Origin of the sequence: Micromonospora arida, assembly GCF_003857035.1 — a bacterium.
Lineage (GTDB): Bacteria > Actinomycetota > Actinomycetes > Mycobacteriales > Micromonosporaceae > Micromonospora > Micromonospora arida.
This window is the reverse complement of record NZ_QGSY01000205.1, coordinates 1-11154: the sequence shown is the minus strand read 5'-3', so window position 1 is coordinate 11154 and position 11154 is coordinate 1. Positions and strand designations below refer to the sequence as shown.

The window sequence follows — 11154 nt, the reverse complement described above, 5'->3', positions numbered from 1 at the left end:
GGGTGGCACCGGCGGGTCGGGGCGGCGCGGCCCGCGACCGCGCTGGGGTCGGATCGCCCTGGTGGCCGGGGCCGCGGTGCTGGTGCTGGCGCTGCTCGGCAGCGTCGGCGCCTGGTTGTACGCCCGCAACCTCAACAGTGACCTGGCCCGCACCGACCCGTTCGCGGAGATCACCGGTGGTCGGCCCGCCAAGACCGTCGATGGCGCGCTGAACATCCTGCTGGTCGGCAGCGACTCGCGGGACCCGGACGCGCCGGTCGACAGCAAGAGTCAGTGGCGCGCCGACACGATCATCATCATGCACATTCCGGCCGACCACCAGGAGGCCTATCTGGTCTCCATCCCCCGAGACCTGTACGTGCCGATCCCGGAGAGCGCCGGCGCGGACTGCGGCTCCGGTTCGCGAGCGAAGATCAACGCAGCGTTCGCGTTCGGTGGGCTGCCGCTGGCGGTACGCACCGTGGAGTGCTTCACCGACGTTCGGATCGACCACGTGATGGCGATCGACTTCGGCGGTTTCAAGGAGGTCACCGACGCCCTCGGCGGGGTGGACCTGAAGGTGGAGCGCACCATCACCTCGATCCACAAGCCGTACCGGACCTTCACCAAGGGCACCAACCACATGGACGGCGCGGAGGCGCTGGACTGGATCCGGCAGCGCAAGCAGTTCCCGGACGGGGACTTCGCCCGGATGCGGCACCAGCAGGAGTTCCTTCGGGCGCTGATGGACAAGGCGGCCAGCACCGGCACGCTGGCGAACCCGAAGAAGCTCAACGATTTCCTCAAGTCGGTGACCGCGGCCGTAACCGTCGACCAGACTTTCTCGGTTACAGACATGGCGCTGCAGTTCCGTAACCTGCGCGGCCAGAACCTCACCTTTGTGACCAGCCCGAACTCGGGCAGCGACACCATCAACGGCGAGTCGGTGGTGGTGTCGGACCGGGAGAAGGCGCTCGCGATGTACCAGGCCATGTCCGCGGACACGATGGCCGACTGGGTCAAGGCGAACCCGCCGAAGAGCAACGACGGCGGCTGACCGCGGCCCTACTGACACCAGCCGTTCGGGTCATCGAACAGCGACGATCGAATGAGTCTGCGAAATTCGACGTCCGGATTGACCCGGGATGAACTCGCCAGATCGATTTGATGTACGTACAGTGGTGCCGCCCCCTCCTGATCACGAGCTGGAGCACGCATGCCGGTTCAGGCCAGTCGTCGCCCTTCTTCTTCCGGGTCCGCCGCCCCCAGCGGTCGAGTCGCTGCGGCCATACCCGCGCAGGCACGCCCCTCGGGAGGCGGGCCGGGCTCGCGTCCGCCGGGTAGCGGTGGTGGCGGCGGTGGCGGCGACCGCCCGGGTGGCGGTGGGTCGAAGAAGCGGGCCAAGCGCAAGGACCCGCTCTGGGCCAGGCTGACCGTTGTCTTCGGTGCCGTGCTGATGCTGAGCAGCGGGGTGGCCATCGTCGGCAGCAAGGCGTTGATCGGGCAGGCGACCGGCGGCATCGCGAAGGGCAACCTGCTGGGTGATGCCGGCAAGTCCGACGCCGAGGGCGGTGCGAGCCTGGACGGCCCGATCGACATGCTGCTGCTCGGTGTGGACGCGCGGGAGCGCTGGGCCGCCGACGACGTCCGTTCGGACAGCATCATCGTCCTGCACATTCCGGCCACGCACGACCAGGCGTACCTGATCTCGATCCCCCGGGACACCGAGGCGCAGATCCCGGCGTTCAAGAAGAGCGGCTACGGCGGCGGCTCCGGAAAGATCAACGCCGCGTTCCAGGCCGGTGCCGCCAACGGTGGCGGCTGGGAGGGTGGCGCCCAGCTGATGGCCCAGACGATCAAGCGGCTCACCGGGATCAGCTTCGACGGCGCGGCGATCATCAACTTCGGTGGCTTCAAGAACGTCATCGACACCCTGGGCACGGTGCGGATCTGTGTCAGCCAGGAGGTCAAGTCGCTGCACATGTCGTACGTCGACGGCAAGCCGATGTGGAACGCGGACGCCAAGAAGACCGGCAAAGAGCGGACCCCGGTGGTGCACAAGAAGGGCTGCCAGGAGATGGAGGGTTGGGCCGCGCTCGACTACTCCCGCCAGCGCAAGACCCTCAAGAACGGCGACTACGACCGGCAGGCCAACCAGCAGCAGCTGATCAAGGCGATGGCGAAGAAGGCCACCGAGGGCGGGATGTTGTCCAACCCGGCCAAGATGAACAACCTGATCAAGGCGGCGGGCAAGGCGTTCGTGCTGGACACCGGCGGCGTGCCGATCGAGGACTTCATCTTCACCATGCGCGGGGTCACCGGCAACGAGCTGACCATGCTCAAGACCAACAACGGCACCTTCAACGCCAACGACAACAACACCGAGGGCTTGAGCGAAGAGACGATGGCGATGTTCCAGGCGGTCAAGCAGGACAAACTCGCCGAGTTCGTCTTCACCCACCCCGAGGTGATCTCCACCCGCAAGTGAGGCCGGGAGTCGCGGAAAGCCAGCGACGGCCCCGTCACCGCCCGTAGCCTGACGTGAGCAGGTTTCACGTATCGGCTGCGGGGAGGCGGTCACGTCCAGGTGGGGACGGAACGCAGCGGACCGGGCCGAAGCGGCCCCGTCCGCCCGGTCGCCTGACGCCCGTTGGCCGCGGATCCTGCTCGGCATCGGCCTGGCTCTCGTCCTGCTGGCGGGGCTCGCCGTGGCCGGGCTCAAGACGCTCAGCCACCGCTACGACCGCACGGTGACCAAGGAACAACTGCTCGACGCCGACGCCCGCACCGAGCACACCGACCTGGACGGGCCGCTCAACTATCTCCTGGTCGGCTCCGACCGGCGCCCGGGCGACAGCGGCGCGGACCAACGCTCGGACACCATCCTCATCGTGCACGTCCCCGCCGGACAGCGGGAGGCGTACCTGGTTTCCATCCCGCGTGACCTGCTGGTCGCCATCCCGCCCGCGAACGGCTTCGGCGGCGGTCAAGACAAGATCAACGCAGCGTACGAGCACGGCGGTGGCGGGCAGGCCGGCGCCCAACTGCTCTCCGCCACCCTGCACCGGCTCACCGGAATCCAGTTCGACGGCGCCGCGCTGATCGACTTCTCCGGCTTCCGGAAGGTCATCGACCTGCTCGGCGGGGTGGAGATGTGCGTGGACACCGAGGTCCGCTCGATCCACACCAACCGGGTCTTCACCACCGGCTGCCACCAGATGGACGGGGCGCAGGCGCTGGACTACGTGCGACAGCGTTACGACCTGCCCGGCGGTGACTACGACCGGCAGCACCACCAGCAGCAGTTGCTCCGGGCGATGCTGGACAGCGCCGGCAGGGCGGACCTGCGGAGCAACCCCGTCAAACTGGACCAGGTGCTCCGGGCGGTCGGCGGCTCGTTGACCGTCGACACCAACGGCGTACCCCTGGAGGACCTGCTCCTCGCGCTGCGCGCGCTGCCGCCCGACGGGATGCGCGGCGTCCAGGTGCCCTCCTCGCCGCAGACCATCGACGAGGTCTCGTACGTGGTGCTGGACAACGGCGGCAACGGGCTCTTCGAGGCGGTTCGCGGCACCCGGGTGCCGGCCTGGGCGCAGGCCAACCCGCGCTGGGTGACACGGTTGTGACGGTGCCGACGGCCCGGTCGGTGCCGAACCGGGCCACAAGGATCTAGTGTTGCTTCCTGTGTTCGGACCCCAGGTTCCCACCGTGCCCGTGACCGAGATCGCCGACGAGACCTACCTGCTGGATGTGCGGGAGGACGACGAGTGGGCGGCCGGCCACGCGCCCACCGCCCACCACCTGCCGATGATGGAGCTGCCGGCCCGGCTGGCCGAGGTGCCCACCGACCGGGAGGTGGCGGTCGTCTGCCGTTCCGGCGGGCGTTCCGCCCAGGTCGTCGCCTACCTGATCAACAACGGTTGGGAGCAGGTACGCAACGCCGACGGCGGGATGCGCCAGTGGGCTGCGGTCGGCCGACCGGTGGTCGACGCGAACGGGCAGCCCGGCCAGGTCATCTGAGGCCGGCGGAATGGGCGGGCCACTGGTCTTCGCGCATCGCGGCGCCTCGTTCGACCTACCCGAACACACCCTCGCCGCCTACCTGCGCGCCCTCGACGAGGGCGCCGACGGCCTGGAGTGCGACGTCCGGCTGACCCGGGACGGGCACCTGGTCTGCGTGCACGACCGACGACTTGACCGCACCAGCAACGGTCGCGGTCTGGTCAGCGCGCGTACGCTCGCCGAGCTCGACGCCCTGGACTTCGGCTCGTGGCACCCGGGCAGCGCGCCGGACGGCGACCTGCCACCGGACGAGTCGCACACCCGGCTGCTGACCCTGGCCCGGCTCCTGGACGCGGTGCTCGCCGCCGGGCGGCCGGTCCGACTGCTGGTGGAGACGAAGCACCCGTCCCGCTACGGCTCGAACGTGGAACGCCGACTGGTCGGCCTGCTGCGCCGGTACGGGCTCGCCGACCCCGCGCCGGACGACCCGGTGCAGGTCACCGTCATGTCGTTCTCCCCGCTGGCGGTCCGTCGGGTGCACGAGCTGGCCCCGACGCTGCCCACCGTGCTGTTGCTGGAAGTGCTGCCGCGCTGGCTGCGGTTGGGTCGGCTGCCGTTCGGCACCCGGATCGCCGGGCCGGGCATCGGCCTGGTCCGGGCCCGCCCGCAGTTGCTGCCCGCACTGCGCGCGGCCGGCAACCAGGTGTACGTCTGGACGGTCAACGAACCGACCGACCTGGAACTGGTGCTGGCCGCCGGGGTGGACGGGATCATCACCGACCGGCCCGCGTACGCCCTCGCCCGGCTGGACCGCTGACCCATCGACCGGGCGGGGGTGCCCAAAACCGGGTCGGCGGGGCAGACTCGGCACATGCCGGAGCGTATCGACTTCCCCGCTCTCCTCGCCGGCCACACCGTCGTGATCGAGATGATCAACTCTGGGGACGCGGGTCTGCCGGTCCTCACCCAACTGCTCCGGGTGGTCCAGCCGGCGCTCGGCGCGACCGGGATGGCGTTCGTGGAGTTCGGTCCGACCGGCGGTCGTGTGATCGCCGCGACCGGCGCGGCGGAGTGGGCCCTCGGCCGACCACTGGCCGTCGACGACCCGGACACCGTCTGCCTGCTCTCCGGGCCACGGGTAACCCAGGTGCGGGTGAGCGACCTCAACGGCAAGCTGGCCGGCGAACTGGCCGGCAGCGGCCTGCGCCGGATGGTCGTCTCCCGGGCCGAGATCGGCGGTCACACCGTCGGCAGCCTGCACGCGCTCTATCCGGGCGACGACGAGCCGGGCACCGAGCAGCAGGGGGTCATCGCCTATCTCGCCTCCTGCGTCGGGCACATGTACGGCGACCAGAGTGGCCTGCCGGTGCACGGCGACGGCCCGGTGGTGGCGGCCCTCGCCGACGGGCTGGCCGTCGTCGACCGGGACGGGCACGTCCGGCTCTGGAACCCGGCCGCCGCCCAGGTCACCGGCCGGACGGTCGAGCAGGCGCTGAGCCGCCCGTTGCCGTTCCCGCTGCCGCCCTCCGGACAGGTTCGGGACCACCGGATGCCGGACGGCCGCTGGCTGCGGATCACCTCCGGCGACCTGCCGGGCCCGGGAACGTTACGGGTGGTCACCTTCCGCGACATCACCGACCAGCAGCGCCGCGACCACGACCGCGAGCTGTTCGTCGCGGTGACCAGCCACGAGCTGCGCACCCCGGTCACCGTCATCAAGGGGTACGCGGACACCCTCACCGACCACTGGGACTCACTGACCGACGTCGACCGACGGCAGGCGGCCCGGGTTATCGGGCAACGCGCCAACGAGCTGGCCCGGCTGGTCGACCGTCTGCTCAGCTCGGCGGCCGAGGTGGGGCCGGGCGACGACCCTCCCACCCCGTTCGACCTCGGCGAGGCGCTGCGCTCCGCCATCGTCGACCTGCCGGCGGAGCTGCGCCGCCGTCTGGTGCTCCGCCTCCCGAGCGATCTGCCCAAGGCGCTCGGTCACCGGCCCAGCCTGTCCACCGTGCTGACCGAGTTGACGACCAACGCCGGTAAGTACTCGGCACCTGGTTCTCCCATCGAGATCACCGCCTCGGGCGACGGTCATCTGGTGGCGTTCCGGGTCAGCGACCAGGGCATCGGCATCCGACCCGAGCACGTGGAACGGGCGTTCGACCGGTTCTGGCAGGGCGAGTCCGGCGACCGTCGCGGCTACCCGGGGGCCGGGCTCGGCCTCTATCTCGTCCGCCGGATCGTTGAACAGCAGAATGGATGGGTATCCCTACGTCCGAGGACCGGCGGCGGTACGGTCGCAGAGGTGCGGCTACCACGCGGTTGACCAGGGGTGGCGCGACGTGGAGGCGACGGTGGCAGCGGCAGCGAGGGATCGAGCCTGGTGCGTGGTGGTTCCCCACCACCCGGGCGGGGCACGGCTGGCCCGACACCGGCTCGCCGCCGAGCTGACGGACGTCGTACCCCCGACGCTCCTCGCGGACCTGATCGCGGTGCTCGCGGAGCTGGTGGGCAACGCGGTGCGCCACGCCAGGCCGCTGCCCGGCGGCGTGATCCGGGTTGCCTGGCAGCTACGGCCCTCGGCCGAGGGCGCACTGATCCAGCTGCGGGTCACCGACGGCGGCAGCGCGAGCACCGGGCCACGGCTCCGGACGGCCAGCCCGGACGCGGCGGACGGGCGCGGGCTGCACATCGTGGCCGGCCTGGCCACCCGCTGGGGCGTCGAGCAGGACGGCATGGGCCAGCGCGTCTGGGCGGAGTTCGACCCGGTGCCGACACCCCGACCCGACCTGGTGCCTGCGGGCTGAGGACGGCTCGGGCGGGTCCCGGTCACGGCGAGCGGCTCGGGGCTCTAGGCTGTGACGCCGTGAGTAAGCGTCGAAAGAGCCAGCGCGCCGCCGCCGACACCACCCCCCGTCGCGACAAGGTGCGGGACGTCTTCGTGCCGCGTCCGTTCGACGGGCTGGTCGACGAGTCCGAGTGGATTGCGCTTCGCGAACTGGTGCCCGCCGCCTCCGCCCCGCTGCGGCTGGCGCCCGCCCTGGTCGAGGAATTCGGCGATCGGACGGCGACGCTCGCCACGGTGCTGCCCATGGCCGCCCCGGCGATCACCAAGCCGGACGGCCGGGTGCTGATCGGTCTCCAGCGCCACCAGCAGTCCGGTGACGTGTCGCGGGATCTGGCCGACGCGTTGCTCAGCGCGCTGCGTACCGAGCCGGGTGGCCAGGTGGCCGTGCCGCCACTGCCCGGCCCCGGGCCCCGGCTGCAGGACATCCTCGTGGACGGTCCGCTGGACATCACCATGCACGACGGTTTCGACTTCTGGCTCGACCCCGGGGCCGCCGACGACCCGACCGTCCAGGCGTCGCTGGAGCGGGCGAACGCGGCCATCTACCCGACGGTCCGGCTGACCGCGGCGAAGGCCGCGTACTGGTGTCAGGTTCCGGAGAAGGCCCACGTGCGCTGGGTGCTGCCGGACGACGAGGACGCCGCCCTGGACGCGCTGGCCCGACTCGGCGCGGCCGGCACGCTGACGCTCGGCGAGCAGACCAAGTTCGCCGGCATGTTCCGCGCGCACGGTCGACTCGTGCCGGTCTGGGACCTGCCGGAGGAGACCCCGGCCGCCGAGTGGGAGGAGCCGGTGGCGCAGTTCGCCAAGCGGTACGCCGAGGCGCTCACCGTCACCGACCCACTCGACGCCGCCGGCCGTCGGGCCCGTCAGGGGCTGCTCGGCCGCCAGCTCACCCTGCGCTGAGCCGGGGCCGTCGTCCCGCTGAGCCGGGGACGTCGTCGCGCTCAGCCGGGCGGCGGGTGTGGTCGTCGCGTGCTCAGCCGGCGACGGATAGCGGGTCGCGGGTGATCGGGCAGGACATGCAGCGCGGTCCGCCCCGACCGGAGCCCAGCTCGGAGCCGGCGATCGGGATCACCTCGATGCCGGCCCGCTCCAGTTGCGCGTTGGTCTCCGTGTTGCGTTCGTAGCCGACGCAGAGCCGTGGTGCCAGCGCGAGGGTGTTGTTGCCGTCGTCCCACTGCTCGCGTTCCGCGGTGACCGGATCCAGCCCGGTGTCGATGACCCGGAGCAGGTCGAGGTCCATCGCGTCGGCGGCGGCCCGCAGGAACGGCGCCGGACCGTCCACCCGCGGGTCCTCGCCGTCCCCGCCGGCGATCACCGTGTACGCGGACAGCGTGCTCGCGATGTTGGGGTACATCAGGACGGCGTCCACGTCGACCATCGTGCAGACCGTGTCCAGGTGCATGGTGGCGCGCTTCTGGGCGATCGGCACCACCAGGATGGTGTGGGCCAGGCCGGCGGCGAAGACCTGCCGCCCGAGGCGTTCGGCACCCGCTGGCGTCGTCCGCTCGCCCACCCCGACCGCCAGCACCCCGGGTGCGAGCAACAGCACGTCCCCACCCTCCAGATGCTCCAGGTGTGGTCGGTAGACGAATTCGGTGCCGGCGAACCGGGGGTGGTGGCGGTAGATGGCGTCGGTCAGGGTGGTCTCGCGGCGGCGGGCCGGCATGGCCAGGCTGGTGACACCGACCCGGTCGCCGATCCACAGCGACGAGTCGCGGGTGAAGAGCAGGTTGGGCAACGGGTCGATGACGAAGTCGTGTCGGTCCATCAGCGTGTAGACCAGTCCACCCGGTCGCTCGGAGCTGATCCGCAACTCCTCGTGGGCCAGCCCGGCGGTGAGCACGTCGGCCAGCGCCGCCGGGTCCAGGTAGGAGAGGTGGTCGGCGACGCGGGCGCGCAGCGTGTCGCCGAGCCGCCGGGAGCGCAGCACCTGCTCGGTGAGTTCGGCCCGGGCGTCCGCGACGGCCAGCGTCTCGGCCAGCAGGGTAGCCAGGTAGAGCACCTCGACGTCGCGCTCGCGCAGGGCGGCGGCGAACGCGTCGTGCTCCTCCTGGGCGCGCCCCACCCAGGGGATCGCGTCGAACAGGAGCGAGTCGTTGTTGCGCGGGGTGAGCCGGGCCAGTTCGGGGCCGGGCCGGTGCAGCAGTACGGTGCCGAGCCGCCCGACTTCACTGTCGACGTAGTGGGTCACTCCCGCAGCGTAGGGCAGGGTTTAGCGGCATCCGAGAAAAGAACTGTGGATGAATATGGCATTCATCCACAGTCACTCCGGCGCTCCGGCTTGCCGAACACCGGTAGTGGCAACGTAGGGTAGTGAGGACATAACTTCGAGGGACCTTTTGCCGGAGGTCGCGATGACTGTCTTTCCCGCACGACGAGCCGTACCGTCCGCTCGGGCACTGCCGCCCGTCGCGGTGCCACACCCCCGCGTCGAGGCGCCGGGGGTTCTCGAACCGGTCCGTCCGACACCCCTCGAATGGGCCCGCCGCCGTCGGGCCGAGCGGGGTGCACGCCGCCTGGAGGCGGCCGGGGCACGGGCGCTGGGCCAACTCGACCACCTCGGGCCTTCCTGGCACGTGATCGAGTGGCCGCGCACCGACGTGACAGACGTCCTCGACCGCGGTCAGGACGAGCGAGCCGGGTTCCTCGCCATCGGGCCGAGTGGCCTCTTCGCCGTGACCATCGCCGACCACGGCCGAGCCAGGGTGCTCGTCGCCGGAGACGTGGTGCAGATCAACGGCAAGCGGCCCCCGTACGTGGCCGAGTCCCGCCGGGACGCGAAGCGGGCCAGCAAGGCGCTCTCCGAGGCGGTGGGGCTGCCCGTTCCGGTGACGCCGGTGCTGACCTTCGTCGGCTCTGGCGTGATCAGCGTCTACGGTCTTCCGAAGGACTGTCTGATGGCCACCCACCGGGAACTGGACCGGTTGCTCGTGGCCGGCGGCAGCCGGATCAGCCCCGCGACCGCCGAGAAGCTTTCCCGGGTCGCCCAGCACCCGGGCACCTGGCTGAACGGCACGTACCGTCCAACCGCCGACTACCGGTGGTACGACGAGGGCCGAACGGCCGCTGACAAGCCGGCCCACCGCCGGTAACGTCACCGGCGACGCCACGCGGCTCCGGTCCCCCCGTTCCCCTCACCGGTCTCCGCGCCGTCACCGGTCGCCTCGGTTCACGCTGCGCGCCCCGGTGACCCGGTGCGCTCGGTGATTCCGTCGGCGACCCGCTAGCGTGGACAGTCGATCGGTGCACATAGGAGGCGCGGTGGCCCACGTCGAACTTTCGCTCTCGGAAGCGTTCGTGCCGGCGGCGCGGGCCTCGACAGAGCCGGAGTCCGACAACGTCGGCCAATGGTCGTCGACAGTCTCCCGCGCCGACGAGCCGTGCCTGCTGATCGACGCCGACACCCGGGTGGTGGCGATCTCCACGGCCGGTTGCGAGCTGCTCTGTCTCGGTGAGCCGGCCGGGCTGATCGGGCGACCGTTGCTCGATGGCGGGCTGCGCCTGCTCGACTTCACCGCCAACCGGTGCGAGCTGACCGAAGCCGAGATCGACAAGATTCCGCCACTGCTGGCGCTCTCCTCCGGCCGACTCGCCCGTGGGCTACTCAGGGTGCAGGCCGCCTCGGCGAACAGCTCCGACGCGACAGTTGACGCGATCTCCACCCCGGTGCTCACCGACGGCACCGTCGCCGGCTCACTCACCTTCTTCTCCGAGGTCTGACCTGCGGCGCGGTGTGTCCTTCGCCGCACGCGGCGTTGCCGGGGTGGGTCCGCACGAAGGCCGTAGGGTGCCCTCATGCTCGATATCGCTCTACTGCCGGGGGAATACGCCGTGTGCCGGCTGGCCGCCGGCACCACCCTGCCGTACGCGCTGTCGAGTGGGCTGCGCGGCGCCGACGTGGTGACGGTGAGCTGGACCTCCGACGGGATCTCGGTGATCTGCCCGACCGACCGGGCGCCGGCACAGGCCGTGGTGGAGACGACCTGGCGCTGCCTACGGGTCACCGCCCCGGTGGCGCTGGCCGGCACCGACAGCCTGGCCGCGCTGGTCGACCCGCTCGCTGAGGCACGGGTCAGTGTCGTCACGTTCTCGACGTTCGACACCGACTATCTGCTGGTGCCGACCGTCCGGCTGACCGAGGGCACGGCCGCGCTCCAGCGCGCCGGGCACCGCGTCACCGGCTGACCTTCACCCGACCGGCCGCTCACCCTACGATGGGCTCGGCCACCCCGGCCGCGACGAATTCTCCGATGTCCCGAGGATCGGCCCGTGCCGTTCACCCCACCCCCGCCCGCGTACCCCTCAGCGCGGTCGACGAT

Annotated in this window: 12 protein-coding genes; 11 read left to right on the top strand and 1 reads right to left on the bottom strand. The window is 71.1% G+C overall.

The window, feature by feature from the left end; translation table 11 throughout:
- The 8 genes from DLJ58_RS19685 to DLJ58_RS19650 all read left to right on the top strand — a co-directional run.
- On the top strand, positions 1-1036 hold a 1036-nt coding region (locus DLJ58_RS19685), incomplete at its 5' end, for an LCP family protein (protein ID WP_148097998.1).
- Between the two features lie 399 nt (positions 1037-1435).
- The gene (locus DLJ58_RS19680) at positions 1436-2467 is read left to right on the top strand and encodes an LCP family protein (RefSeq protein ID WP_244219042.1); all 1032 of its coding nucleotides are present in this window, start codon (positions 1436-1438) and stop codon (positions 2465-2467) included.
- 220 nt (positions 2468-2687) lie between these two features.
- The gene (locus tag DLJ58_RS19675; RefSeq protein ID WP_244219040.1) at positions 2688-3605 is read left to right on the top strand and encodes an LCP family protein; all 918 of its coding nucleotides are present in this window, start codon (positions 2688-2690) and stop codon (positions 3603-3605) included.
- Positions 3606-3663: 58 nt separating this feature from the next.
- A complete protein-coding gene (locus DLJ58_RS19670) occupies positions 3664-3999 on the top strand; it encodes a rhodanese-like domain-containing protein (protein WP_030487745.1) in 336 nt (111 codons plus the stop codon).
- 10 nt (positions 4000-4009) lie between these two features.
- Entirely contained in the window at positions 4010-4798 is a 789-nt protein-coding gene (locus DLJ58_RS19665) for a glycerophosphodiester phosphodiesterase (RefSeq protein ID WP_124858494.1), read from the top strand.
- Between the two features lie 54 nt (positions 4799-4852).
- Positions 4853-6307, top strand: a complete 1455-nt coding sequence (locus DLJ58_RS19660; protein WP_124858492.1) for a PAS domain-containing sensor histidine kinase — start codon at positions 4853-4855, stop codon at positions 6305-6307.
- 61 nt (positions 6308-6368) lie between these two features.
- Positions 6369-6788: an ATP-binding protein gene (locus tag DLJ58_RS19655; protein ID WP_244219041.1), complete on the top strand. Its 420-nt coding sequence runs from the start codon at positions 6369-6371 to the stop codon at positions 6786-6788.
- Between the two features lie 59 nt (positions 6789-6847).
- Positions 6848-7735 (top strand): DUF5926 family protein, encoded by an 888-nt coding sequence (locus DLJ58_RS19650; protein WP_091396786.1) that lies wholly within the window; start codon positions 6848-6850, stop codon positions 7733-7735.
- A gap of 73 nt (positions 7736-7808) precedes the next feature.
- Here DLJ58_RS19650 and DLJ58_RS19645 read toward each other — a convergent pair whose 3' ends face one another.
- Entirely contained in the window at positions 7809-9026 is a 1218-nt protein-coding gene (locus tag DLJ58_RS19645) for an arginine deiminase (RefSeq protein ID WP_124858488.1), read from the bottom strand.
- A 163-nt stretch (positions 9027-9189) separates the two neighbouring features.
- Here DLJ58_RS19645 and DLJ58_RS19640 point away from each other — a divergent pair, with 163 nt between their 5' ends.
- The 3 genes from DLJ58_RS19640 (at position 9190) to DLJ58_RS19630 (ending at position 11020) form a co-directional block, all read left to right on the top strand.
- Positions 9190-9927, top strand: a complete 738-nt coding sequence (locus DLJ58_RS19640; protein WP_124858486.1) for a hypothetical protein — start codon at positions 9190-9192, stop codon at positions 9925-9927.
- Between the two features lie 169 nt (positions 9928-10096).
- Positions 10097-10555, top strand: coding sequence for a hypothetical protein (locus tag DLJ58_RS19635; protein WP_124858484.1), 459 nt, complete (start codon positions 10097-10099; stop codon positions 10553-10555).
- Between the two features lie 75 nt (positions 10556-10630).
- Positions 10631-11020 carry an ACT domain-containing protein gene (locus tag DLJ58_RS19630; protein ID WP_124858482.1) on the top strand — a complete coding sequence of 130 codons (390 nt, stop codon included), beginning with the start codon at positions 10631-10633 and terminating at the stop codon, positions 11018-11020.
- Positions 11021-11154: the final 134 nt, after the last annotated feature.

Excerpts from the sequence above, each read along its gene's own strand:
- DLJ58_RS19680 (WP_244219042.1), top strand. The coding sequence starts at position 1,436 with ATGCTGAGCAGCGGGGTGGCCATCGTCGGCAGCAAGGCGTTGATCGGG.
- DLJ58_RS19665 (WP_124858494.1), top strand. The coding sequence starts at position 4,010 with ATGGGCGGGCCACTGGTCTTCGCGCATCGCGGCGCCTCGTTCGACCTA.
- DLJ58_RS19660 (WP_124858492.1), top strand. The coding sequence starts at position 4,853 with ATGCCGGAGCGTATCGACTTCCCCGCTCTCCTCGCCGGCCACACCGTC.
- DLJ58_RS19640 (WP_124858486.1), top strand. The coding sequence starts at position 9,190 with ATGACTGTCTTTCCCGCACGACGAGCCGTACCGTCCGCTCGGGCACTG.
- DLJ58_RS19630 (WP_124858482.1), top strand. The coding sequence starts at position 10,631 with ATGCTCGATATCGCTCTACTGCCGGGGGAATACGCCGTGTGCCGGCTG.